The following is a 26,203-nucleotide window of genomic DNA, read 5'->3' as shown; positions in this document are numbered from 1 at the left end:
GTTAGTATAGGTCAGTTCATTGGACACTATTAAAACATACTTTTGCAGCCTGGCTGCGTAAATCTTGGAGAACCGAATGCGCTTAGTTACCAAAATGTCACTGGTCGCAGTGGCTGTTATTACTCTTGCAGCCTGTCAGAAAGAAGCAGAGCAAAAGCCAGCTGCGCTGGATACTGACGAAGCGAAACAATCTTATAGCTTAGGTGTGTCTGTTGGCCGTTACCTGGACAGCACGCTGGACGAATACAGCAAAATGGGCCTGTCGCTGGACAGCGCATTAATTTTACGTGGTGTACAAGACGCTATTGCTGATAAAACCGCACTGACTGAAGAAGAAGTGCAAACCATGATGACCGCACTGGAAGAACAGTTCCGTGAAAAACAAGCTGCGGTAGTGGAAGCTGAAGCTGCGCAGGCCATTGCTGCCGGTAAAACTTACTTAGAAGAAAACGCCAAGAAAGAAGGCGTAACGGTAACTGAATCAGGCTTACAGTATGAAGTGCTGCAAGCGGCAGACGGCGCCAAGCCAGCTGCAACTGATACCGTGAAAGTACATTATGTGGGCACCTTAACTGACGGCACCAAGTTTGACAGTTCACTGGATCGTGGCGAACCGGCACAGTTCCCGTTAAACCGCGTTATTCCTGGCTGGACAGAAGGCGTACAGCTGATGAACGTAGGTTCTAAGTTTAAGTTTACTATTCCAGCAGAGCTGGCCTACGGCGAGCGCGATATGGGCGTAATTAAGCCAAACAGCGTACTGGTGTTTGAAGTAGAGTTATTAGAAATTGCAGCGGCAGAAACAACAGAGCAATAATTTGTTGCAACAATAAAAAAAGCGGCCAAGGCCGCTTTTTTTGTTTTGCTGTGGTGGTTATTCCACTACAGGTTCAATATGAATTTCTACCCGGCGGTTTAGCGTGCGGTTGGCTTCAGAAGTGTTTGGCACTATTGGGTAACTTGGGCCATAACCCTGAGTTTCAATCCGAATGGCCTGTACATTCTGTGCTGTAAGATACTGCTTAACACTGTCAGCGCGCGCCTGCGATAGTGTCATATTATATTGATAGGCTCCGGTATCATCAGTGTGGCCGGCAATAACCAACATGGTTTTTTCATAATCACGCAGTACCTTGGCAATATCATTAAATACCGGGTACAGGCTAGAACGGATGTCTGAACGGTTAATATCAAATGTTAGCTGAGCCGGAATATCCAGGCGTAATTTGTCGCCATCGCGCACCACTTTTACGCCACTGCCGCTTAACTCTTCATTAAGTGCTTTTTCCTGATTGTCCATATAGCTGCCTACAGCGGCACCGGTTAAGGCGCCAATGGCAGCGCCGATAACCAGACGTTTGTCTTTATGGTTACCGGTGGCTTTACCTGCAACAGCACCAACCACACCACCTATAGCTGCACCCTTGGCAGTGTTAGAATATCCGTTGGTGGCACAACCTGCCATCACCAGGCTGGCAGATAATAAAGATACTAATAAAGCTGAACGGCGCATAAGAAACTCCCGATAAATTATTCTGTTTAGCATAGTGCTGACAGCTGAATTCGGGCTGAACTATAACGGAACTAAGAAAAAGCTTTTGTTGCTATTTTGTATATTTATGTAAGCATGATTCACTTTCGGTAGTTTTTTCAGTATTGTAAGCAGGATTTTGTCTGCACGCAGTTTGCCAGTGTGCGCTAAGGGATTGAATAATGACAATAATGATACGGTTATATTTACCGCTGGTCAGCCTGCTGGTTGCGCCTTATATCAGTGCTGAAGTGTATAAATGTACGGCAGCTAATGGTGACGTGATATTTCAGGGCGAGCCTTGCCGTGGTGGTGACGAAGTAAAAGTAGATATCCGCTTTGGTGAACAACAGGCCGTGGATATTAATCAGTTAATTTCTGGCAGTTGGTGCGAAATAGGCACTTCTGTTGTGGCTGATGGTACTGTTACGCTGGACAGCGCCATGCGTAAAACCTGGATTTTCAGCGAGCGCCAGATGGTGCAGCATATCAGCCAGGGCCAGCGGCAAGACACCTTTAAATACGCTATTCGCCAGACCCCTGGCTCTTTTGTTATTGATCACCCAGCTTTCGGTAGTGGCCAGGTTAGCTGGCAGGTAAGAAAACTTACTGACGAGCAACTGGTTATTGCTGCTTATGGCGGCTTTACCCATTTGTCGCCCGGCAACTGTGACGTAAAAGTAGCCCTCTCTCAAAATTAAATAGACATATAGACGCCCAAACTTTAAGCTGCTGGCAATACAGCAGCGTGAAGGTGTGTCTATGTTAAATTCAGCCTGGCGGCGCATTGTGATCAAGGTTGGCAGTGCGCTGATCTCCCCCGATGCCAAAGGGTGTTCAACCCGTTATTTACTCGCTATTGCCCGCTTTATCAGCGAATGCCGTCAGCTAGGCGTTGAAGTAGTGCTGGTGTCTTCCGGCAGTGTCGCCGCCGGGCGTTCGGCCATCGCTTTTTCACACCATCCGTTACCTATCAATATTAAACAAGCTATGGCCGCCGTAGGCCAAACCCAGATGATGGCCACCTGGAGCCATTTATTTGATTTTCGCTGCGCGCAGATTTTGCTGACACATGATGATCTGGCCGACCGGCGCCGGTATCTTAATATCGACAATACACTGCGTACCTTGCTGGCGAACCAGGTATTGCCGGTTGTGAATGAAAACGACAGTGTTGCCACGGCGGAGCTTAAAGTGGGTGACAACGACAACCTGGCGGCAATGGTAGCGGTACTGGTTGATGCTGATGTACTGATTATCTGCTCGGATATCGACGGCCTTTACAGCGCTAATCCCAGAACCACGCCAGACGCGCGCTTTATCCCCCGGGTAGAGCGGGTTGATGCCAGCATTTATGCTATGGCTGGCGGCAGCCACCACGCCATTGGTACCGGCGGTATGCTAACCAAAATTCAGGCGGCAGAAAAAGCCACCCGGCTGGGCGTAGATACGCTGATTATTAACGGTCAGAAAGCCGAAAGTTTTGACGCTTTACTCAAAGGTGAGCAGGCCGGTACTTTATTTGTACGCCAGCAAGACCGGCTTAGCGCGAAAAAACACTGGCTGCTGCACAGCCTGAAAAGCCATGGCAGCATTGTGCTGGACAGCGGTGCAGTACAGGCACTGTTGCATAAAGGCGCTTCTTTGCTGGCAAAGGGCGTTACCGCGGTAACTGGCCAGTTTGATAAAGGCGATGCTATCTGGTTATGTGACAGCGGCGGCAAGCAACTGGCAAAAGGCATCTGCCAGTACAGCGCAACTGAACTACAGTTAATTAAAGGCTTACACAGCCAGCAAATTGCTGACACACTGGGGTTTTGCCCCAGCGAGGAAGTGGTACACCGCGATGATATTGCACTGACAAACTAAGGCAGATACCGGATGAAAATAGCAGTAGTTGGCGGAGGTATTAATGGCTTAAGCAGCGGCTGGCAACTGGCGCTGGCCGGGCATGATGTTAGCCTGTTTGAGCGTGACGGCCTGATGCAAGCTACCAGCCAGGCCTCTTCCAAGCTGCTGCATGGCGGGCTGCGCTATTTAGAGCAGGGTGAATTCCGGCTGGTGCGCGAGGCTTTGCAAGAACGGCGCTGGTGGTTAAAAAAAGCGCCGCAGTTAACCCGTCGCCTGCCCATTTTGTATCCGCTGTACAACACCTCGCGCCGCGCTCGCTGGCAATTAAAAATAGGCCTGTGGCTGTATGATACTTTTGCCGGCAGAAAAGGTATTGGCCGCCATCGCTGGTTAACGGCTGCGCAGGCACTGCGCTGTTCGCCACAGCTAAACAGCGAAGGTTTAACCGGGGCTTACCTGTTTTTTGATGGCCAGATGGACGATAAAAAACTTGGCCTGTGGATGGCGCAGCAATGTACCAAAGCCGGAGTGCACATTTTTGAGCATAGCCCGGTGCAGCAGGTAACAACGGATGGCAAGGTGTTGCTTAGCAGCGGCTGGCAGCAGTTTGATCGTGTAGTAAACGTGGCCGGGCCCTGGAGCCAGCAGCTGTTGCAGCAATCGGACTTGCCGCAGCAACCGCTGGATTTAGTACGCGGCAGCCATTTATTGCTGCCGCCAATCAGCCGTTACGGCCATATGCTGGAAGTGCCGGGTGAAGCGCGGATTGTGTTTGTGTTGCCGTATCAGGGCAAAACCTTGCTCGGCACCACCGAAGTGCGCCAGCAGTTGGATGAGCCCATAGTGTGCTCAGATGCCGAGCGTGATTACCTGCTTGGTGTATACAACCACTACTTTTTACCGGCGCGCCAGCACGATGCAGTGCTGGCAGATTTTGCCGGTGTGCGGCCTTTGCTTGGCGGCACGGCTAATGCCAGCAAAGCCAGTCGCGAATATCAGCTTAACTGGCAGGGCCAGTTGTTAACAGTGTCGGGTGGTAAATGGACTACTGCGCGGGCCCTGGGTCAGCAGGTAGCCGCGCAGATACAACAGCTGGGCTGATTACAGCGTAATCGCCAGAATTTTAGAGCGGCGCTGGTAGTTATATAGCTGCTTTTTTTGTGCCGGTAAATCATCTACCGTTAACAGTTCAAAGCCTTGTTCTAAAAACCAGTGAATGCTGCGGGTGGTCAGGGCAAATAGTTTGTCGTATTTACGCTGCCGCGCTTGCTGGATAATGCTTTTTAGCAGCAGGCTGCCCCGGTCTGCATCGCGGTAATCCGGGTGCACTGCCAGGCAGGCAAATTCGCCGACATTTTCTTCCGGAAACGGATACAGTGCCGCACAGCCAATCACTAAGCCATCGCGTTCAATTAAGGTAAACTGGTTTATTTCCATCTCCAGTTGTTCACGAGAGCGGCGCACCAGCAGGCCTTGCTGTTCCAGCGGCCGGATCAAATCCAGAATACCGCCGATATCTGAAATAGTGGCTGCGCGCAGTTTTTCTGCCGATTCGGTCACAATTTGTGTACCGATACCATCACGCGAGAACAGCTCCTGCAGCAGGGCGCCATCTTCATCGTAGCTAACTAAGTGGCAGCGTGGCACACCGGAGCGGCAGGCAGTAATAGCGGCATGCAAAAACGCCAGTGTACCGGGGCAGGCATTGGGTTGCTGCTCCATCTCCAGCATAATTTTTTCGGCGTAGTTTGGCATTAACTCTGCTGTTATTTCGCCATTTTCGCCAACAATACCGCCAATTTCACTAAAGCCAATCATTTTGTCGGCTTTCAGTTTTACCGCGACCTGGGTAGCAATATCTTCGGCGGTAAGGTTAAAGCTTTCACCGGTAACCGAGGCCGCTATCGGCCCCATCAGCACTATGCCGTTGTTATCCAGCTGGCGGCGAATACCGGCCGCATCAATGCGCCGCACACGGCCGCTGTGGTGATAATCTATGCCTTCGTCTACCCCCAATGGTTGGGCAATAACAAAGTTACCGCTTACCACGTTAATTTGCGCGCCTTGCATCGGGGTATTGCTTAAACTCATCGACAGCCGGGCCGTTATATCCAGTTGCAGCGCACCGGCCACTTGCTTAATCAGTTTAAACGAGTCGTCATCTGTTACCCGCACGCGGTTATGGTAAGTAGGCTCTAAACCGGCTTGCTGCAATGCCGTATTAATTTGAGGCCTGGCGCCATACACCAGCACAATTTTAATGCCCAGGCTGTTTAGCAGGGCGATGTCGTTAATAATGCTGCGAAAACCGCTTTGGCTAATAGCTTCACCACCGAGCATTACCACAAAGGTTTTACCGCGGTGAGCATTAACATAAGGGGCAGACTGACGAAAACCGGAAACAAGTTCAGTAGTGCGCACGGGCTTGGGGCTTCCTTCTGAAAAGACAACACAGGTGTAAGGCTTAAAGATGGCAGCAAGATGACAAAATGCCAACTGCAACTGCGACAGAACCGGCATTTTAGGTGATTAGTGGGTGTATATCTACTTTTTGAGCATATTTATGCTGATTTATTGTGCGCTCCAGCAAAAGTAAGTGCCGGACTAACAGGCCGCAATGCGGCCTGTGTTGTTATTTGCCACTGAGTAAGTGGCTACCAGCTACATAATTGTGTCCAACTGCTATCACTGCCGGGAATGGATTGTGTCCACCAGTTGGCTTGGTACAGCGCGTTTTGGTGGATCAGTTGATCACCACCGGCAGCGTGTCCGGGTTGGCCCTGAATGTTGCTTTGCGGCCAGTCAGGATAGGTGTTTACGCTACTCAGGTCATAACCCGGGCAGTTACCCGGTGGGTTACTGCCGCCGCTGTCTGCCGGGCGCAGGTCAAGGTTATAGAAGGTGCTATTCTCCCGCACATAGGCACTGTTAGTTGCCAGATCGCTGCTAAATACCACATTATCGTCGTTTAACACCCCAATTTGCAGCAGATTACTGTACTGGGTGTTTATCTGTGTTGCCAGTTCAGTGGCCCAGAGTGCATTGCCGATATTGGCGTGGGTGATCTGCCAGCTTTCGTCTATCAGCTCTTGCCCGTTGGCATCAAACAGCCGTAGCTGAGCATAACCGCCTACTTCTGCCGACGTTTGCAGGTTTACATAAGCGCCTTTATCAAACCATAGTGCTGGTGGGGGGTCGCTGCTGCCATTTACCAATTCGATATCTGAGCAGTTATAAAAGCCTTCGCCGACCACATCCACCCGCTGCCAGCGGGTGTAAAGCACCGCCGGGCCGCTGCGATCTGCTGGTAGCTGCACATTAAGGTTATAGTAACCGGCCTCGGCGTTTACGTCGTTTTGCTGGTGTATCAGCTGTAGCTGGTTCCAGCTGAGTGTTTCGCTGGCGCTGTCGAAACCGGGTTTACTCAGGTAGATTTGCCAGTAGCTGGGGTTGTGTGGCGTGGTGGCGCGAAAACGCAGCGTGATCTCATTGCTTTGCGTCAGGTTAATACTGGTGCGTTGCCAGTCGGTTGAGGGAATATCCATCCCACTTTTGCGGCTGTCACCGCCGGCGCACAGGCTACCATCGCTGACGACTGCCTGCACTGCTGCCATATTGCGGTAATCGGCAACGTTGGCCGAAAACTCATGGTGCTGCGTTAGCATATAACCGCCCGATTGTTGGTAAGCGGCGCGACAGGCAGAATTAGGTATGCCGCTGCCATCTGCCGGCCACCAGTAACCGCCGTCGTCTTTACAAATTTGCTGCCGGGCTTTGGGGTAGTCTACATAGCCATGGCTGCTGGCCTGCAGGCTGGTAAATAGCAGGCTTGTTGTTAGTAGTGTAGGGAGTAAGTGTTTGGGTTGCATAGTGATTTCTCTTGGTTATAAGGCTTGGCGCTCCGGGTCGAAGACCTTCTCAGGCTCGCCACAGCAACTCGCCCGCACTGGCGTGCGGACTCAGACACTCTGTGGCGCCCTGATAAGGCATCGACCCTCGCAAGGAAAAGCGGTAAGTCTGCTACTCACCGTTTTGCGCTTGGTAACAGCTTACAAATTACAGATAAAACTCCAGCTGCCATCACTACCGGGCACTGAGTTTGTCCACCAGTTGGCTTTGTACACGTCGCCCTGATACGACAGGTAATCACCATTAACGGCATGGCTTGGGTTACCGGCCCAGTCGGGTTGCGGCCAGGCCGGGTACGGGTGAATAGTGGCGGTAATACCGCCACAACTCTCGCCATTACCGTCGCCATCTCCGTCACCGGGGCCATCGCCATTGCCGATGCTAACAACCGGCAACTGCGGATACTCTTCGGCAAAGGCATAGCTGTTGCCATTGGCACTAAGGATCCAGTTAGACGGCATCGGCATTGGCAGCTGATAATTCAGCGTAACGGTAACGCTTTCACCGTGGGCTACGCTTAAATAAGCCGGCAGATTAAACGCGACCCGGTGCAGGTTATTTTGCAGGCCGCCGATATTGTTGCCGCTGGCATTTCGGCCGCTTTCCACTACCGTTAAACCAAAACCGCTTTGATCGCTGATGGTATCGGGTATTGCCGTGGGAACGTCAAAGCTGAAACTGCTGCTGCCGGGAATAGTGCTGTTGCTGTGGTTAGTCAGCGTAAGCTTGGGGTTGATAGGGAAGTTTTGATCGCCGAGTTTAAAATCACTGATGCTTAAGCGCACATCTACCGCCTGGGTTGGCATAACGCGTTCGGCTTTTACTGCGCCATAAGGGCTGGCATTTTTAAAGCTGTTATAAAACAGCGATGTCAGCGTGTTACCAATAAAGTACTCGCCTTTAGCTGCGTCCCAGTCGTAGTCGCCGGCCAGCTCCCAAAACATCACGCCGCCAATGCCGTTGTCGATCACATACTGCGCTTTGGTGCTGATGCTTTGCTCGGTTTCTACCGATAAAAACACCTGTTTTTGTGCATTCCATAACCAGGGACCTGCGGCAGTGGCATCATAGTGGCGGCTGTAGCTGCCGGTCAGCTGATGCTCTGGGTTGCCTGGGTCAAGATCATACAGGCTGAAGTAGCTGGCGCTGATACCTTCGGCCAGGTTCATGGTATGCCAAAGCGGATTTGAACCTGCTGGCATCTCACTGCCCTGGGTATTTTTATCGTGCCACAGGTTATCGATGCCCACTGCACCGTTACCGCATTTGCTTACCGTGCTGCCACCAGTGCCGGGCGGGCACTGGCTCTGGTTTGGTAACGCTGCTGTGCCCCATAAACCAAAGCTGCCACCCTGTACATCTTTCCAGCCGCGGCTGTAGTACGGAATGCCAATATTAATACGACCTGCAGGCATGGTGCCGCGAAAATACCGGTACGCCCAGTCGGTATTCAGGTAGCCAATTTGCTGGTACTGGCTGGTGTTGTAGTAATTCCACGCTACCAGCTCGGCGTCCTGGCCGGTGTCAAACAGTGCCGCATTGTGGCCAACAAACTGGTTCCAGGCACCGTGCAGGTCGTAGGTCATAATGTTAACGTAGTCCAGATACTGGGTTACCTGAAAGGCTTCCATACCGCGCAGCAGATAGCCGGACGAGGGGGAAGCGATGGTAAGCAGATAATGCTTACCGTCGGCAGCACCGGCGGCATCCAGTTTTTGCCGCAGCACTTTCATCAGCTCGATATAAGAGCGCATCAGGCCGCCACGCAGGCTGTTAGCCAGCGCAAAGTCGTCCGGGTTGCCGGCATCATTCATGCTGGTGGGGTATTCGTAGTCAATATCCACGCCATCAAAACCATATTGACGGATAAAGGCCACGGCCGAGTCGGCAAAGGTATTAATGCCCTGAGTGTTAATGCTTAAATCGCTGTTGGTGGTCATGGTATAAAAACCACCACTGGCAATGCGCTCGCCGTCGTCGTCAAAATAGCCACCGCTTTCGGCCCAGCCGCCGACTGAAATCAGCGTTTTTACGTGCGGGTGTTGCTGTTTGTATTTTTGCAGCAGGTTAAAGTGACCTTTATAAGGCAGGTTAGGGTCCAGCTCAGCGCCGGCCATGCCGGGCCATTCCATACCGGTTGATGCATTATCAGGCGAACCCGTATTACCTACTGAAATCTGGTTAGCGCCATTTACATGGGCAAAGGCGTAGTTGATATGGGTAATTTTATCCCACGGAATATCCGCGGCTAAATACGCTGGCTGACCGTTTTTGCCATGGCGCCAGCTGGTGAAGTAACCAATAATGCGCCGCGGATGATCCGGGCTGATTATTTCGCGGCCTTCAGTGTCGTACACCGTGCAGTAGGGTACGTTAATACCGGGGGTTTGGTACAGGCCATCGGGCCGGCAGTTGTTATGATCAGTTTGCTGTGAAAATGCCGCTGTGCTAACCAGTGCCAGCAGCGACAGTAAAATAGATTGTTTCATAGTGGTATTCCCGGAAAATGCCGCTGGGAAGCTGAGCCAATGCCAAGGGAGCAAGAACCGCTTTGCTCTAAGCTAACCGTTGCAGGCCTGGATGCTGACAAATTCGTTTGGAGCGAATTTGGACAGCTCTGCTGGCCCGAAGGGTAGACTTCAAGGAGGAAGTCTACAATCGAGCCCCCAGGGATGGGTTTACGGCTTGTTAGCGTGGGCAAAGCGGTTTTTGCTTACTCCTCTGTTTGTGCTATCAGTATCCGGCCCGCGGCAGTATGGTTATTGCTGCGGATGGCCTAAGCCTTCATGCATCGCGTTTAAAATATGGCCGTTGTCGGCATCTATTTCCCAGGCGAAAATACCACCCAGCTGATGCTGCAGAATATAGGCCCCTTTTTCCCGCACTGAACGCTTGGTATCAATGCTGATCAGCGTATTGGTTGTAGGGTTCCAGACATAGCTGGCTTTGGCAGTGTTATCCCAGCCCACGGTAAAGCCATTAACGCCGCTGGCTTCAGGCCCGCCCATATAATCGGTTTCAATTTTTTTGTAGTCCATAATGCCAGGTTCCCAACCACCACTGATGCCTGCACCACCGGTGCCGGTAAAGGGGTTATTACCGGTTACACCCGCCACGTTTTGCCAGCCGCGGCCATACATGGCGGCTCCCAGCGCAATTTTGCCTGCCGGTACGCCGCGGTTAAGCAGATATTGCACGGCTTCATGGGCGCTAAAGCCGGGAGTGGGAGAGTTCGCCGACGGATACAGGCCAGTCTGGTGGCCCAGTACGCCGTTCCAGGCGCCGTAGTAGTCGTAAGTCATCAGGTTAATGTAATCCATGTACTGGTGGGCATCTTCCCAATCAACAACGCTGAGTTTTTCTACCCCGCCAGACATCGCGGCGGCCAGCTCATAATCGCGGCCGGTTTCTACACTCAAGGCATCCAGGGCAGCACGCAGCTCTTGCATCAGGGTGGCAAAACCGGCACCGTCCTGGGCTGAGCCTAAATTGGTGTTGGCACCACCACCGCCAGGGAATTCCCAGTCGATATCAATACCGTCGAAAAAATCATAAGTGCGGATAAAATCGATAATAGAATCAATAAATACCGCCCGCGCTGCTGGGTTAGTACCTACGTCGTACAAGGGATCTGACAGTGTCCAACCGCCAACTGATGGCAAAATTTTAATATGCGGATGAGTCTGCTTTAAACGGTACAACTCGGCAAAAATACCGCGTATCGGTTGATCCCAGACATCACCAGGGTAGCTTTTTTCCAGGGCAGCAAATTTGTCGTGTACTACCACAGAGTAATCCGGTTTACCGGCACACTGGCTGTTCAGAGCAGCGTAGCCTTCGGGGTTAGCCTGTTGTAAGCCAGCGTTCGGGCCACATAGCGGAATAAAACCGTAGTAAATATGCGTCAGGTTTTGCGCCGGTATATCGGCGGCATTAAAGGCGCGGCCATAAATACCCCATTCGACAAAATAAGCACCCACTTTTTTGCCGGTGGTATTCTGATACGGCAGATTACTTTGTTTTAGCGGATGCGGCCAGGCGGTTAAATCCAGATCAGTCCAGGGGTTAAAGCCGCCATCGCCGCCACCGTTATCCCCACCACCATTGTCACCTCCGTCACCACCGCCGCTGCCGGTAATATTAATAGTGGTAATGCCACTGCTGGCGCATTCTTCTGCAGTACCTGTTACCTGGCACAAGCTTGCCTGTAACTGATAACTGCCGGGTTGGGTAAAGGTAAGGTTGGTAGTGCCGGTTTGTGCATTCTGGCCATTTGGTGTTATTGCAGCAGTAAAGACAACGCTGTCATTTTGTTTTAAATACCACTTGTTACCGTTGGTACCCCACCACATATCCCAGCGTACCGGCACCTGCACACTGCCGTTTTGCAGGCTGTATTCTGTTGGCATCCAGCTGATCACCGGTGCATTCGGTGTGGCGGCCTGTACACTGGCTGCCAGTAGCAGCAGTGAGGCAGCACTACATAGGTTAACTGTTTGTTTAAACATAACTTCCTCCGGTTTTGTTACTTGTTTTTATCTTTTTTTATTTCGTGGTGCTGGCTGGGTTTTACCGTTGCAGCACATGTTTGTTGTTGCACATTCTGGCGCCTGCCTGGCGTAAGTAGCGGTTCCGTATCGTATAGGAAATGAGCGAATTGACTATGGCAAAAATGACAGCGTTGTCAAAAAAGTGATTTAATTTTTCGATGATAAATTTTTGATTTAAACTTAAATGACTGAAATAAGACGAAATGTTTTTACATCGCGGTGCCGGATTTCTTTACATATTATCGGGCCAGAACTGTGTTTTTCGGGAAGAATGTTAATTTTAACCGGAGCGCTTTAGCTTGCGCCCCGGTGCGTAACGGTGAATTAGTCGAGGATAATATGCGGCAAAAAGCGTGAGCTGTCTTTGGTGATCAGGCTGTTGTCTTCACGGATGCAAATACCGGCGGCACTATTTGCCACGACCCAGCTGCCAATCAGCGCATAGTTGCCGTTAAACTGCGGTAATGGCGCTAACGCCTGGCGGATATAGCCGCTGTCGTTGTAAGGGCCGTCTTGCTTTAGCGCTTTGCCATCACTGGTTACCAGCTCTATATTGGCGCCTTCGCGTGAAAGCAGTGGTTTACGCACCCAGCCGTTTTGTAATGCGCTGCCGTCATCAAAAAAGGCCGGTAACAGGTTAGGATGGCCCTGATATTTTTGCCATAGCAGCGGCAATATGCCTTTGTTAGACAATAAACACTTCCACAGCGGTTCAATAAACTGGGTCTGGCTGGTAACAATAGTGCTGGCAAAATCTTCCTGCAGCATAAATTCCCACGGGTACAGCTTAAACAGGCCTTGTATCGGGAAGCCCTCAATATCAACCAGTTGGCCATCGATATCGCCCAACTGTTCTAACTGAATATAACGGCTGTTGATACCGGCTTGCAGCGCGATATCCATCAGGTAATCTACCGTGCCTTTATCTTCAATGCTTTCGGTTACGCTGGCAAAGTAAAACGGCTGTGGCAGGTTAAGTTCACTAAAGGCTTGCTGCAGTTTGTCCTGCAAAGAGTTGAACTGATCAGCGCCTTGCGGTAACTCGCCACGCATCAGTTGGTCTTCCAGCCATACCCACTGAAAAAAGCCGGTTTCATATAATGAGGTTGGCGTGTCGTAATTCAGCTCCAGCAATTTAGCCGGGCCGGTACCGTTGTAGCTAAAATCCATGCGGCCGTATAAATGCGGCTGTTGGTTTTGCCAGCTGCTGCGCACGGCGTCCCAAAACTGGCGCGGTATCGCAAGTTGCTGCAGCATTTGCTCGTTGTTAACGATATCGTCAACCAGATCAAGCGCCATCTGGTGCAGCTCTTCGGTAGGCTGTTCCAGATCCTGCTCTATTTGCTGCAGGCTAAACTGATAATAGGCACTTTCGTCCCAGTACGGCTCGCCATCAAAGGTATGAAAATTAAAGCCAACACTTTGTGCAAAGGCCTGCCAACCCGGCCTTGGGGTGCTGTTCACTCGTTTCATGCCGGTTTAACCACCATAGCTGCCAACATTGCGCTTAGCTGCCTGGGCACCAAAACCACCACGGCGAGCCATGGAAGCAGGTTTAGGCTGCACTGCTGATGGCCGTATGCTGGTGCTACCCGGCTGGTTGGCAACGGCAGTATTGGTTGCTGTACGAAAAGTACTGCGATCGTCGCGTGATTTATACAACGGCTGGTTTGGCACCGGCGAGCGGTTGGCGGCGGCTGCCTGTTGCTGTGGCGCCCCGGCCATACCACCGCGGTTTAGCATTTGCCCGGCCATAAAACCCATCATCATCGGCATAAAAAAGCCGCTGCTTTGCTGGCTTTGTTGCGTTTGTTCTGTTGGCACAGTGTTGTTTGCGGCAAGTACCGGTGCGGTTTCACACTGGCCGTTACCAAAATCGGTTTCACATTCCTGCTTGCTGGCATAGCGCGGTGCCACCTGCGGATGCAAAGCTTTGGCGTCGTCAAACGCAGCTTTACATTCTGCCGGCGGGTTATAGTAGGCGGCGCATTCGTCTGGCGAGTTAAACACCTGTACTTCAACCGGCTTTTCGCCACAGCCTGCCAGCACCAAACCTGCGGCAGGTACCATCATAATCAGGCGGGCGGTTTTGCTGCGTTTAAATGTTTTAGTTGTAGTGTTAGTCATAGTGCGCTCCTTAATAACTCATACAGGCGGCATTTAATATACCTACGCTGACTGAGCAACAAGCCGAGAAAATACCGGCTGCCAGTTCACCCTGCGTAATACGCTGCGGCAGCTTTTTTAGCACAGCGGTGCTGATAAAAAAGGTCAGAATCTGTACCAGCAAGGCTACGCCGCCCCAGATAGCGCAGTCGAGTAATGACATGGAGTGCGTAATAGCGCTTGCCAATGGCCAGGCAAAACCAATTAAGGCGCCACCAAAAGCAACAGCGGCAGAGGCGTTGTTAGCGCGGATCAGGGCAAATTCGTCATGCGGTGTCACCAGTGTGTACAGGCGGACAAATAACAGCACCAGCACAATGGCCAGCGCAAAGTACGCTGCGAAAGCCGGTAAACCGGTTAGTGAGGTTAAGGCAGTATTTAGCATAATAGATCCCGTGTTTTTACTGATAGTGCCGATCCTGCGGAAAATACGGCTGTAGTTCAAGTTAAATCGGTCTGCTGCGGCAGGTTATTTATCGCAGCAGGCCTTCTGCTTAACCTGTATTGGCTGGACACCGCTGATCATGCTTCTACACTGGCCTGCGTTAAAACAATAAGAATGTTAATAACCAGGAATCACTAATGAAAAAAATTACAACAGTCGCGCTGAGTATTGCGCTGGCGCTGGGCGTGGCATCGTGCTCGAACAGCAGTGTAACCGCTGAAAATAATGCTGTGGTGCAAACCCAGACCGGCCTCAGTTCAGGTATCGAACTGGCGAATATGGACACCAGCGTAGCCCCACAACAGGACTTCTTCCATTATGTAAACGGCAGCTGGATGGAGAAAACCGAGATCCCGGGTGACAAAGCGCGCTGGGGCAGTTTTGACGAACTGCGCGAAAACGCCGAAAAACAAGTATTGGCCATAGTGCAGCAACTGGCGGCTGAGCAACATGTTAAAGGCTCTGACGAGCAGAAAATTGCCGACTTATACAGCTCATTTCTCGATGAAGAACTGGCCGAAGTGCTGGGCCTGAACCCTTTGCGTGGTGAATTGGCGCAAATTGATAATATTAAATCGCACAAAGACTTAACGGCGCTTTGGGGACAATGGCAGCGCTACCGCGTTGGTACACCGGTAGCTGTGTTTGTCGGCCAGGATCAAAAGCAGTCTGATCAGTACATTACCGGAGCATCGCAGGCGGGTTTAGGTTTACCTGATCGTGATTACTACTTAAAAGATGATGCCCGCTCGGCCGAATTGCTTGGCCAGTATCAGGCATTTATTGCCAAATTATGGGCCCTGGCGGGCATGGATAATGCCGAGCAGGCTGCCGCCGATATCGTCGCACTGGAAAAACAAATTGCTGCCGCCCAGTGGAGCCGGGTGCAAAACCGTGACCGCAACGCCACCTATAACAAGCTGACTATTGCTGAATTAACTAAACTGGCACCGGGTTTTGACTGGCAGGCTTTTTTAACCGCAGCGGGCCTTGGCAGCATCAACGAGCTGGTGGTGCGCCAACCCAGCTACTTTACCGAATTTGCCAAACTGCAGGCCAATACCCCGGTAGCGCAGTGGCAGCAGTATCTGAAGTTTCATTTAATCCGTAGCAATGCCGGTAACCTCAGCAGCGCCTTTGCCGATGCCAGCTTTGATTTTTACGGCAAAACCTTAAATGGCCTGCAAGAGCAGCGTAGCCGGGAGAAGCGTGCAGTTAGCCTGGTAGACAGCAATCTGGGCTTTATGGTGGGTAAAAAATACGTAGAGCAACACTTTAAGCCCGAAGCCAAAGCCCGTATGGACCAGATGATTGAAAACCTGCGCGGGGCATTTCGTCAGTCAATTGACGAGCTGGAATGGATGAGCCCGGTAACGAAAAAGCAGGCACAAATTAAACTGGCTAAATTTAACACCAAAATTGGCTACCCGGATAAATGGCGTGATTACAGCTGTGTAGAAATTAGCCCCACTGATTTAGTTGGCAACCTGCGCCGCAGCGCCGAATGTGAATATCAGCGTACCATCGAGCGTTTAGGTAAACCGGTAGATCGCACTGAATGGGGTATGACACCGCAAACAGTAAATGCCTATTACAGCTCTACCATGAACGAAATTGTGTTTCCGGCCGCTATTTTACAGCCACCGTTTTTTAATGTAGACGCCGACGACGCGGTAAACTACGGCGCTATCGGTGGTGTTATCGGCCACGAATTTACCCACGGTTTTGACGATCAGGGCCGCCGCTCAGACGGTGACGGCAACCTGCGCGACTGGTGGACAGAGCAAGACGCCGCCCAGTTCCAGGGCCGCGCTCAGCTGATGATTGACCAGTACAGCGCCTTTAACCCGATAGACGACTTACACCTGCAGGGCGCTTTGGGCTTAGGCGAAAATATCGCTGACTTAGGCGGCTTAACCGTATCGTACAAAGCCTATCAGAACTCACTGAACGGCCAGAGCGGTGCAGTAATTGATGGCTTTACGCCAGAGCAGCGCTTTTTTATGGGTTGGGGCCAGGTGTGGCGTATTAAATTCCGTGATGAAGCCTTGCGCCAGCAAGTGATCACCGGGCCACACTCACCGGGTATGTATCGCGTGTTAGGTACACTATCGAATATGCCACAGTTTTACGAAGCCTATGATGTAAAACCGGGTGATGGCATGTACCGTGACGACAAAGTGCGGGTGAAGATCTGGTAAGAAAAATGAATAAGCTATTTCAGTATTAAAGAAAAAATGGGTTGCTAACGCAGCCCACTTTTTTGAATAAACTCTTTCTGTATAGAGTTTCTGTCTATGTTCACTCTGTATTCTTCATATACTTGTTAATATTGCCTCATGTTAGTGAATACCATTTTATGCAGTAAATAATGTTTTGACATTTACATTATTTTTAATATATATATTTTTTTATTTATTATGGATAATATAAATGTTGCATATTGGACGTGCTTGCGGTTGTTTTGTAGTCGTGCTTATTGCTGCATTTTTTTCCGTGAACATAAGCGCTGAGCAGATATCAGCGCCGGAAGAAAACGGTGGGGTAGCTTCTGCTTGTATCCCGATAAATATTGCCAGGAGCGATTCACGCTCAATACAGTCTTCAGCTGCACTGGCACCTGCAGCTTCGTGCGCACCAGCTAAACCCGATATCCCCACTGCCAATCTCGACAACACAACTATACAGGTTGGTTGGGGTTACTCTCTGAATACAAAACATTATGCTTTGCAGCAGAGTATTAATGGTGCAGCGTGGCAAAGCGCCGGAACCACAACGGCACTATTTAAACGGTTTCCGGTAAATCCCGGCAGTTCTTATAAATATAGAGTCGCAGCCTGCAATGACTGGGGATGCTCTGTGTATACCTATCAAAGCAACACTGTTAACGTACCACCTGTGCCGGCTATACCAACCGGGCTTAAGGGCAGCTTATCAGCAACAACAATTAACACCAGTTGGAATGCATCTACATACGCAACCACCTATTATGTAAGGCAAAGTGTGAATGGTGTTTGGCATGCCGACGTCGGCCCCGAGGAGGTGCTCAGAAAATCATTCACAGTGTATCCTGCCAGCAGTTATCAGTATCAGGTAAAGGCCTGCAACAGCAGTGGCTGTTCGAATTGGTCGGCAGCGACAGCCACGATAGCGGTGCCGCCCATACCGGGTCAGCCAACCGGAATTAAAGGCAGTTTGTCGGCAACGACAATGACCACCAGTTGGAACATCTCTGCCCATGCAACGACTTATTATGTGCGCCAAATTGAGAATGGTAACCTGCAAGGCGAGATCAACAAAGGAGGCAGCCGCAGTCATCCATACGCCGTAGTGCCAGGCCGCAGTTACCAGTATCAGGTAAATGCTTGCAACGGCAGTGGTTGTTCAGGTTGGTCTTTGGCCACATCTGCGATAGCGGTGCCACCCATTCCTGCTATACCAACCGGGCTGGCGGGCAGTTTGTCGGCCACAACCATCAATACCGGCTGGAATGCGTCGGCTCATGCAACGGCCTATTATGTGCGCCAAATTGAGAACGGTAACCCGCAGGAGCAGATTAGTAAAGGCAACGGCCGCAGCCATCTATACACCGTAGTGCCGGGCCGTAGTTATCAATATCAGGTGAAAGCCTGTAACGGCAGCGGCTGTTCGGGCTGGTCAGTGGCGACAGCCACGATAGCGGTGCCACCCATACCTGCTATACCAACCGGGCTGGCGGGCAGTTTGTCGGCCACAACCATCAATACCGGCTGGAATGCGTCGGCTCATGCAACGGCCTATTATGTGCGCCAAATTGAGAACGGTAACCCGCAGGACCAGATTAGTAAAGGCGACGGCCGCAGCCATTCATACACCGTAGTGCCGGGCCGTAGTTATCAGTATCAGGTAAAGGCTTGCAACGACAGTGGTTGCTCAGACTGGTCTTTGGCTACAGCGGCAATTGCCGTGCCGCCTATTCCTGCCAGTCCTGTAGCTGGCGTAGCTGCAGAGGGCACAACAATGACAGTGAGCTGGCTGCCAGTTAGTGCTGCAGCGTCGTACAAACTGCAGCAGTACGTTGATGGCGCATGGCAAGCTGTGATAAACAACGGCAGTTCATTGAGTCGCTTATTTGGCGGCTCAGCGGGGCAAAGCTACTCTTACCGGGTCAGCTCTTGTAACAGCAGTGGCTGTTCCGGTTGGTCGGCAATTGTAAGCAAAACCTTGGTACCATCGGTGCCGGCGGCGCCTGACATTAGTGCGTCGTCACCAGATATGTTGGTTCAATGGTATAGTGTGTCAGGTGCAACCCGCTATCATATACAGCAATATGTGGCGGGAGATTGGCAGCCGGAGATAAATGCAGGTAATACCCTGACTAAATCCTTCACTGGCGTAATAGGTGATACGTACAAATTCCGCCTTAAAGCCTGTAATACAGCAGGCTGCTCGGCATTTTCTGCTGAAAACAGTTTAGTGTTGCGACAAGGCTGGGTACAAACGAATACTGAATTGCCGGATGAGCTGTCGTTTTCCAGCGAAACGTACTCGCCTGTATCTACCGGTGTTGGGGTATTGGATGCTGTTGCAGCAGTGAATGGCGGGCAGGCCAGTTATCAGCTGTCTGTTTCACTGCCGCCGGGGCGGGCGGGTATGCAGCCGCAGGTTGGTATTTCGTACGGATCGCAGCAAGGCAATGGCCTGCTTGGTGTTGGCTTTGCACTGTCTGCGGGTGGCGGCATTGCACGTTGTCCTGCTACCGTTGCTCAGGATGGGTTCTCTGCCAATGTCAGTTATGCACTGACTACTGACCGCTTATGCTTAAATGGTCAACGTCTTATGCTGGTTAGTGGTAATTACGGCGCCAGCAATGCAGTTTACCGCACAGAGCTTGATCAACTCCTGCGGGTAACGCAGCTCGGCGGCAATCTGAACCAGACTAATACACAATTTAAAGTTGAGTATAGCAACGGACAAACTGCCTTTTTTGGCTCATCAGGCAATGCAGCAAAAGTGGTCCATGCAGGGCGCAGCGAAGCGTTTAACTGGCTGCTTAACTATCAGCAGGACGCAACAGCTAGCAATGTTATTCACTATAATTACCTGGCTGCTGGTAATGGTGAAGTGGTATTGGACAGCATTCGTTACACCGGCAACAGCGCATCAAGCCAGGGCGACAGGCAGGTACAGTTTAGCTATGAAGCACGGCCTGACGTCAGCCGAGCCTATCTGGCCGAAGGGCTGTTTGAGCAAACCAAACGGCTGAAAACCTTGACAACACTATACGGAAGTACATTACTGCAACGCTACGAGCTGAGTTACGCGCCAAGCTCTACCTCTGGCCGCAGTTTACTGCGCAATATAACGCAGTGTGGTTATCAGGATGGTGTGGCGGCTGCATGTTTGGCGCCAACAGTGTTTGACTGGCTTGATGCAGAGCAAGATGTTCAGTTACAGGCTTTTAACTTTGGTTCGGGTATGGCTTACCCCAATGTTGCTGAACTGGCCGAGATTTTACCCCGGGGTGATGTCAATGGTGATGGTGTCAGGGACTGGCCGGGGCGCTATGTTAATGCGGAAGGTGGATCTACAGGTACGCATAACCTAGCCTTGAAACCTTGCTATAAAAACTTTTATCTGCTCAAAACGCCGATCTGTACTGACGCCGATTTCAACCTTGACGGCCTGACTGATGATTGGCGTCGCAGTAGTGGCGGGCAATTACAAATTAAATACACCGGGGGAAGCTGGTTCTCTACCGGGATTTTGTTGGATAACAGTACCAAATCGGGTTTACTTGACAGTCATCTGGCGCATGTCGCCGATTATAACGGCGATGGCTGGCCGGATCTGATGGTACATCATCATAATGCCGGGCAGCCACAGTTAAAGCTGTATTTGCACAGCAGAAATATAATCACGCCTTATGCCTCAGGCCCGTTAGTATTCAGTTACGCTGTGCATGAAAGTGGTGCCCGTTATTCACTGAAAACGGATATCCAGTTTATGGGCGATATGACCGGCAACGGCCGGCCAGATTTGATTAGAGTGAATACCGGCGCCGGAATGAATATTGCTTATGCACAGCCGGTACCGGTAGAGCTGTTGAAAAACACCACCCAGCTTGGCAGCGATGTCAGTTTCGCCAGTCAGACATTAGATTTCGGTTTCAGTATGCTCAACGACACCTTTAGTTACTTTATCGATCTGAATGGTGACGGCTTACCAGACTGGGTTGGCTGGACTGAACAGGCTGATCGCGAGGGTTTTGGTTACCGGCAAAACCTCGGTAATGGTATATTTTCAGGCAAAACCTTGATTGCCGGTGCCAGCCTGGCGTTTAGAAACGATTATTTCCCCTTGCCCGGGGATGAGCCTGGGCTGCGTTATGTACCCAAGTACAGCGCGGCGCTCAAAGTGCATGATATTAACCATGATGGCATTCCCGAACTGCTTGTTCCGGGGCAAAGGCTGCTAACAGGCTGCGCGCCCACACCTGGACCTGGTACGCCGATAAAATGTGGCGATGCTCTGTACAGCTTCTTTCAGGCATCAACCAACAGAGGCTCCAGAACCAGTATTGATAGCGTTGCTTTAGATGACAGTATTTATCAGTTTGATGCCATTTATTTTGATACCGCGCCAGATGGCACAATTACAGCTCGCAAGGAGGCAACCTCGTTAGTTGGGCATGCTTACGAGTCTGTCATTATTGATGCTTATGGCACGGGCTTGCCAGGGCTGCTGTTTAATCACCGGTTAAGACCGGGCTTTAGTTTTACCGGTACGGCTGCTGGCACCGTATTCAGCGGTTTTGCGAATCAGTATGGTGTGTACTTTAATCGTAATTTTGGTAGTGGCGATGGTTATACCAACAAAGATTATCAACCGGTAGACTATCTGCATGCTGTTACGGATGGATTTAGTAATCGCAGCGAATGGCGTTACCGGCCGCTGTCTACCGGAGAAAATAGCACAGGCCAACCCTTCTATGAAACCGCCAATTATTATCAGGGCGGTGGCTATTTGCACTTTGCCTCCAGTATGTATGCGGTGCAGTCATTCAAGCAGCCTGACGGTATCGGCGGTATCAATGAGACCCAATTTGCCTACAAAGGCGCTATGTATCATTTGCAGGGCAGAGGCTTCAGAGGATTTCGCAGCATTATCAGCCACGACATGCGCAATAATTTGATAACCTACAGCGACTTCCGGCAAAAGTTTCCGTTCAGTGGCCAGTTGCGTGGTCAGTTTGTATTCAAAGCGGCAGATATTGCTGCCGACAGCGGCTTTAACATTGGGTATAGCGGCGCTGAGGCGACAGGGGTGTATAACGCTATTTCTGCTCAGGTTGTCGACTGGCAACTTAACCAGCAGCATGCCTCGGCTTTGGGTAATACTGGTTGCACTGCAACAACCGACAGCTTTACTGATGAAACCGACCTGAGCTGCCCGGCCGGGCTTATTTATAATGTATATCAGGCGGCAGCCGATCAATACCTGTATGATTTGCAATCAGGACAGCAATATAGTCATACACGGCAGCAAGTTAGCGATATTGATGCTAACGGCAATGTTCTTGCCGGCAGTACAACTGTTACGGACGACAGCGGAGTGTATCTGTCATCTTTCCTTGCGGAATATGCGCCGCAAACCAATCCCTGGTGGCCACACCGTTTAAAAAGCCGCACTGAATATAGCCACCCGGTGCAACAGCTTTGGCCGGTGCTGAATTATGCTGCCAACCTGGACAGTGCCGGTTGGGTGAAAACCAGCTTTAGCGACTGGCATGCGTCGGGCACGCCACAGCAGGTGGCGGTGAGCAGCAGCGACAATAGTCGCAGCCAGAGTGTGACAACCAGCTTTAATGGCTACGGCCTGCCGCTTTCGGTAACCCGGACTGCTGAAGTTATGAACACGGCGGGGCTATGGAGTACCCAAAGCCGGGTAGAGCAGATCCGTTACAGTAAAAACGGCACAACAGAAGCGGTAGACGGCTATTTCCCGTTTAAGCTGACGAATGCCCTGAACCATGTCAGTTATATCCGCAGCGACGTGGCTACCGGCCAGCCGATACAGCAAGTTGATGCCAATAATATTGCAGTGGTTAGTGATTATGATGCTTATGGCCGGATGAAAACCGTGCAGCACGATGGTCAGGCTGCACAGAACATTTGGTATGACACCGCGGCTTACGATAATAACGCTCCGGACAGAGCGGTGTGGATGCAGGTCATTATTCAGACCGGCACGCCACAGCAGCGGATCTATTTTGATGCGCTGGGGCGGGAACTGCGCAAAAGCAGCGTAGGCTTCCAGGGAGATTGGATCAACCTAGACACGGAATATAACGAGCGGGGTTTGGTGATACGTCAGACCAGCCCCTGGCAAGCAGGTAGCGCGGCAGGCGAGACCCTCTACAGCGGTTATGACGAACTGGGCCGGCCATTGGGTAAATCATCTCCGGGTGGCTTGCAGGTTAGTTATCAGTACAGTGGGCTTGACACCAGCATAGTGGCCGACGGCACGCTAACCATGAGCCGCAGCTACAATAGTTTAAAGCACTTGATGCAAACAACTGATGCCAAAGGCGGCGTGACGTACTACCGTTACAACGGCCGCGGGTTACCTATAGTGCTGCAAGATGCCAACGGCGTGCAGTTAAGCGCCGGCTACAATGCCCTGGGGCAAAAATTACAGGTTAAAGACCCGAATCAGGGCGACAGCAGCTATCAGTACAACGGCTTTGGTGAGCTGGAGCAGGAAACCGATGCCAATGGTCTGGCTGTCCGGTTTGATTATGACCTGCTTGGGCGGCAGACTACGCGCACCAGCTACAGCGGCAGCACAGTAAAAGACAGTGCCGCCTTTAGCTTTGATACCGCTTTAAAAGGTTTTCCGTATCAGGAAAGTTCCAACGGCGCCGTGCGTACCTTTGGCTATGACCCTATGGGTAATTTAACCACCAACACCGTAGCGATAGACAGCAAAAACTTTACCAATCAGTACTTTTATGATGCCAGCAGCGGCCTGCCAAACGGTATGCGCTACCCCAATGGCCTGACCGTGCAATACGGCTATACACCAAGCGGTTACCTGCAAGAGGTCAGCAATGCAGCCAGTGGCTATGTGTACCGCACAATCAACAGCCAGGACGCGTTTGGTAATATGCTGGATATCAGCCTGGGCAATGGCGTGTATTACAACAACCAGTACAACAGCGAAACAGGCTGGGTGCAGAGTTTAACCGCTTGGCGAGGTAGTACGCGGTTGCACGACGTGGAATACCAGCAGTATGACGTGTTTGGCAATATCCGCCAGGTGCACAACCATGTAACCGGCGCGACAGAAAGCTACGCCTACGACGAGTTACACCGGCTAACACAGAGTACCTACAGCAACCTGGGCTACACCGTACCGATAAGCTACAGCTATGACGCGGTAGGTAACTTACAAAGCAAAAGCGACTACGCCAACACCTACCGTTACGGCAATGCGCAAAGAAGCTTAGGCGGCAATGCCGGTAGCAATGCCGTACGGCAAGTGGTAAAACTGAATAACAGCACCGTAAACTTTAGCTACGACAACCAGGGCAACTTAACCGCAGGTGACGGCTTAGCTATCAGCTACAACAGCTTTAAGCAGCCCACGCAGATAAGCCGGAGCGGCAACAGCTTCGCCTTTACCTATGGCGCTAACCTAGAGCGGTTAAAAGAAGTCCGCAACGGTGTAACCACTTACGAGATAGACAAGCTGTATGAAGAAGAAAGCAACGGCAACTGGCGGATATACCTGCAAGATATTGCCATTATTAAATACGACAGCACGAACGGCCACCAGCTACGCTATACGCATAAAGACCGTTTAGGCAGCACCTTAACCTATACCGACCATAACGGCCAGGTAACCGACCGTAGGATGTTTGATGCATTTGGTAAACCCAGAGCGACAGATGGCAATACCCTTATGCCCCCGAGGCTACAAAACCTGAGCTTAAGCCGCAATGGCTTTACCGACCACCGGCATTTGGATGAAGTGGAGTTAATTCATATGAACGGTCGGGCGTATGATTACAACCTCGGTAGGTTCTTGAGTGTTGACCCGATAATTCAGTCACCGGGTAATAGCCAATCACTTAACCCCTATTCATACATCATGAATAACCCGTTGGCAGGGACAGATCCGACTGGGTATATGGGCTGTGCAGCATCGAAGATTGATACTGTGTGTGCGAGAACCGATGCGAATCATGGTGGATTTGCTGAGCCGGGGACTATACCTTCTGGTATCTCAACAGGTGGAGCCGATAAAGGTAATGGCGCGATTCAAGCTCAGCAGCCACCCACACCGACAACACCAACTACTGATATTCAGAGTCCGGCAAAGAAGAGCTGGAATCAATCAAAAGCCAAAGAAATTGCGGACAAATATGAAGATGTTTCAACGGACGTTGATGTTGAAATTGCGGCAATGCAGACTGATCCAAATGATTTGGGCCAAACAGCGTCAAAAGGAGGTCGTAGAGGAAATACTACAAGAGACCCGTTTCAATCATATATTAATGCGAGGTATAACAGGTTATTTAATCAAATAAGAGAATTGGATCCCAACTTTAGCGTTGCTCGTCCGGCAAGGCGTGATGTTTCAAGGAGGGAAGTCGAAGTTCTTGAGCAACATTTATCAGGTATTCGAGGTGCGCCCGCTCTGGATCTAACTCCAATCGGAGGTGGGACAGGTGCTGCGTACAGAGCGGCCAGGCGGAGTTTGAACATTCCAATGAATGCGAGACCAACAAGCGTTCAACCTAACCGAGACAATAATGGAGTGATTCAGCCAGGTTTTGTGGAAATATTCAGGTTGCCGGTAGGGAACGGAACATATAGGGATGTATTTATACGCCATGACTCATCTGGTCATTATTATGGAAGTGGAAACATTCATAATTGGGGACCTCATTTTAATACTGGGGTTATGAGAAATGGCCGACAAGATAATGACGGTGGACATTATGGATATTGACAAAGATTTTTTAAGTGTAGAGCAAATATTAGACAAATTTACGGGCTTTAATTGGTATCTTTACTCGCAAAATGCTGCTTGGCTAGAGCCAACAAAAGTAAATATTTATTATGGAGTATGGCGGAGATTTATAAGATCTCTTGGCAGGAATGTGTTTTCTTTAAGTAAAGAGTCCTTCTTTGTCGACCCAGATAAAGGATTAAAAAATTATGGATTATCTGAAATTAACTTAGCTGAGCGCGAATTTGTGGCGAGTAATCTAGCCGGAGATTTTGATAACTGCCTAATAATTAGTGCTAGAGAGTTAGATGAAATTTTTGTAAAGTTTGAAAGTAAATTTAAGGATGTTTTTGCTAATGAAGATTTTTTCTGTAAAGAAGAAAAGTTTGATTCTCTTGTAGAATTTTTGCATCGAGAAGATTATGTGGTCATTCCTTCTGTTTACAATGATCAACAGGGATTCCATGTAGTGCCTGGCAGGAGTGATTGCTAGCACTTATTATCATATGTATCGCATCTACACCGTTTCACATGGTTGAGGTGGATGAAAACAACCGGATTTTGTTTTAGATTTAGTCAATATCCGGTTGTTGGGAATCATCTGAAATGAGCAAAACGACCAGCAGGCCGGGCAGGCTTGTCCGGTAGAAGTGATCAGCGTTGACCAGCGGGCCATGCAGTTTTGGCCAGCGCCACTAGATGGTGGGGCTGGACAGATTGATCTGTTCTGCTGGCTGGGTGTGATCAGCTCTG

At 50.6% G+C, this 26,203-nt stretch carries 15 protein-coding genes; 7 read left to right on the top strand and 8 right to left on the bottom strand.

All coding sequences use genetic code 11. The features are described from left to right. The first annotated feature begins 76 nt into the window (after positions 1-76). On the top strand, positions 77-817 hold the full coding sequence (fkpA, locus tag AR688_RS16995) for an FKBP-type peptidyl-prolyl cis-trans isomerase (protein ID WP_068236796.1): 741 nt from the start codon (positions 77-79) through the stop codon (positions 815-817). 57 nt (positions 818-874) lie between these two features. Here the strand turns inward: fkpA and AR688_RS16990 are convergent, their stop codons facing one another. After that, a complete protein-coding gene (locus AR688_RS16990) occupies positions 875-1,513 on the bottom strand; it encodes an OmpA family protein (protein WP_068236793.1) in 639 nt (212 codons plus the stop codon). Positions 1,514-1,713: 200 nt separating this feature from the next. Here AR688_RS16990 and AR688_RS16985 point away from each other — a divergent pair, with 200 nt between their 5' ends. The 3 genes from AR688_RS16985 (at position 1,714) to AR688_RS16975 (ending at position 4,483) form a co-directional block, all read left to right on the top strand. Then, a complete protein-coding gene (locus AR688_RS16985; protein WP_068236790.1) occupies positions 1,714-2,232 on the top strand; it encodes a DUF4124 domain-containing protein in 519 nt (172 codons plus the stop codon). Positions 2,233-2,293: 61 nt separating this feature from the next. After that, entirely contained in the window at positions 2,294-3,400 is a 1,107-nt protein-coding gene (proB, locus tag AR688_RS16980; RefSeq protein WP_068236787.1) for a glutamate 5-kinase, read from the top strand. Between the two features lie 12 nt (positions 3,401-3,412). Beyond that, positions 3,413-4,483 (top strand): glycerol-3-phosphate dehydrogenase/oxidase, encoded by a 1,071-nt coding sequence (locus tag AR688_RS16975; RefSeq protein WP_068236784.1) that lies wholly within the window; start codon positions 3,413-3,415, stop codon positions 4,481-4,483. Here AR688_RS16975 and argA read toward each other — a convergent pair whose 3' ends face one another. From argA to AR688_RS16940, 7 genes are all read right to left on the bottom strand, one after another. Further along, positions 4,484-5,803 (bottom strand): amino-acid N-acetyltransferase, encoded by a 1,320-nt coding sequence (gene argA / locus AR688_RS16970; protein ID WP_068236781.1) that lies wholly within the window; start codon positions 5,801-5,803, stop codon positions 4,484-4,486. It lies immediately after the preceding gene. Positions 5,804-6,036: 233 nt separating this feature from the next. After that, positions 6,037-7,251: a lytic polysaccharide monooxygenase gene (locus AR688_RS16965; protein WP_068236779.1), complete on the bottom strand. Its 1,215-nt coding sequence runs from the start codon at positions 7,249-7,251 to the stop codon at positions 6,037-6,039. 180 nt (positions 7,252-7,431) lie between these two features. Continuing rightward, positions 7,432-9,780: a glycosyl hydrolase family 18 protein gene (locus tag AR688_RS16960; RefSeq protein ID WP_068236776.1), complete on the bottom strand. Its 2,349-nt coding sequence runs from the start codon at positions 9,778-9,780 to the stop codon at positions 7,432-7,434. Between the two features lie 270 nt (positions 9,781-10,050). Further along, complete coding sequence (locus AR688_RS16955) at positions 10,051-11,799, bottom strand: glycosyl hydrolase family 18 protein (protein WP_068236773.1); 1,749 nt, start codon at positions 11,797-11,799, stop codon at positions 10,051-10,053. 366 nt (positions 11,800-12,165) lie between these two features. Then, positions 12,166-13,314 (bottom strand): glutathionylspermidine synthase family protein, encoded by a 1,149-nt coding sequence (locus AR688_RS16950; RefSeq protein WP_068236771.1) that lies wholly within the window; start codon positions 13,312-13,314, stop codon positions 12,166-12,168. A 6-nt stretch (positions 13,315-13,320) separates the two neighbouring features. Continuing rightward, positions 13,321-13,968, bottom strand: a complete 648-nt coding sequence (locus AR688_RS16945) for a DUF1190 domain-containing protein (RefSeq protein WP_068236768.1) — start codon at positions 13,966-13,968, stop codon at positions 13,321-13,323. A 10-nt stretch (positions 13,969-13,978) separates the two neighbouring features. Beyond that, positions 13,979-14,392, bottom strand: coding sequence for a DUF350 domain-containing protein (locus AR688_RS16940; protein ID WP_068237281.1), 414 nt, complete (start codon positions 14,390-14,392; stop codon positions 13,979-13,981). A gap of 197 nt (positions 14,393-14,589) precedes the next feature. On the opposite strand from AR688_RS16940, the gene AR688_RS16935 reads away from it, so the two are divergent. The 3 genes from AR688_RS16935 to AR688_RS16925 all read left to right on the top strand — a co-directional run bounded on the left by AR688_RS16935 (position 14,590) and on the right by AR688_RS16925 (position 25,943). Continuing rightward, on the top strand, positions 14,590-16,653 hold the full coding sequence (locus AR688_RS16935) for a M13 family metallopeptidase (RefSeq protein ID WP_068236765.1): 2,064 nt from the start codon (positions 14,590-14,592) through the stop codon (positions 16,651-16,653). Between the two features lie 802 nt (positions 16,654-17,455). Beyond that, positions 17,456-25,450 carry an RHS repeat-associated core domain-containing protein gene (locus tag AR688_RS16930; protein ID WP_197412268.1) on the top strand — a complete coding sequence of 2,665 codons (7,995 nt, stop codon included), beginning with the start codon at positions 17,456-17,458 and terminating at the stop codon, positions 25,448-25,450. Beyond that, complete coding sequence (locus tag AR688_RS16925) at positions 25,440-25,943, top strand: hypothetical protein (protein WP_068236759.1); 504 nt, start codon at positions 25,440-25,442, stop codon at positions 25,941-25,943. The genes AR688_RS16930 and AR688_RS16925 overlap by 11 nt, the downstream gene beginning before the upstream one ends. Positions 25,944-26,203 lie beyond the last annotated feature (260 nt).

This window comes from Rheinheimera sp. EpRS3, from assembly GCF_001513785.1.
Lineage (GTDB): Bacteria > Pseudomonadota > Gammaproteobacteria > Enterobacterales > Alteromonadaceae > Alishewanella.
Note: the sequence above shows the minus strand (reverse complement) of the source record. Positions and strands in the feature narration are given on the sequence as shown.

What these genes read in the sequence shown, in the direction of transcription:
- fkpA (WP_068236796.1), top strand. Translation starts at nt 77, where the DNA reads ATGCGCTTAGTTACCAAAATGTCACTGGTCGCAGTGGCTGTTATTACT.
- AR688_RS16990 (WP_068236793.1), bottom strand. Translation starts at nt 1,513, where the DNA reads ATGCGCCGTTCAGCTTTATTAGTATCTTTATTATCTGCCAGCCTGGTG.
- AR688_RS16985 (WP_068236790.1), top strand. Translation starts at nt 1,714, where the DNA reads ATGACAATAATGATACGGTTATATTTACCGCTGGTCAGCCTGCTGGTT.
- proB (WP_068236787.1), top strand. Translation starts at nt 2,294, where the DNA reads ATGTTAAATTCAGCCTGGCGGCGCATTGTGATCAAGGTTGGCAGTGCG.
- AR688_RS16975 (WP_068236784.1), top strand. Translation starts at nt 3,413, where the DNA reads ATGAAAATAGCAGTAGTTGGCGGAGGTATTAATGGCTTAAGCAGCGGC.
- AR688_RS16965 (WP_068236779.1), bottom strand. Translation starts at nt 7,251, where the DNA reads ATGCAACCCAAACACTTACTCCCTACACTACTAACAACAAGCCTGCTA.
- AR688_RS16960 (WP_068236776.1), bottom strand. Translation starts at nt 9,780, where the DNA reads ATGAAACAATCTATTTTACTGTCGCTGCTGGCACTGGTTAGCACAGCG.
- AR688_RS16955 (WP_068236773.1), bottom strand. Translation starts at nt 11,799, where the DNA reads ATGTTTAAACAAACAGTTAACCTATGTAGTGCTGCCTCACTGCTGCTA.
- AR688_RS16950 (WP_068236771.1), bottom strand. Translation starts at nt 13,314, where the DNA reads ATGAAACGAGTGAACAGCACCCCAAGGCCGGGTTGGCAGGCCTTTGCA.
- AR688_RS16945 (WP_068236768.1), bottom strand. Translation starts at nt 13,968, where the DNA reads ATGACTAACACTACAACTAAAACATTTAAACGCAGCAAAACCGCCCGC.
- AR688_RS16940 (WP_068237281.1), bottom strand. Translation starts at nt 14,392, where the DNA reads ATGCTAAATACTGCCTTAACCTCACTAACCGGTTTACCGGCTTTCGCA.
- AR688_RS16935 (WP_068236765.1), top strand. Translation starts at nt 14,590, where the DNA reads ATGAAAAAAATTACAACAGTCGCGCTGAGTATTGCGCTGGCGCTGGGC.
- AR688_RS16925 (WP_068236759.1), top strand. Translation starts at nt 25,440, where the DNA reads ATGGATATTGACAAAGATTTTTTAAGTGTAGAGCAAATATTAGACAAA.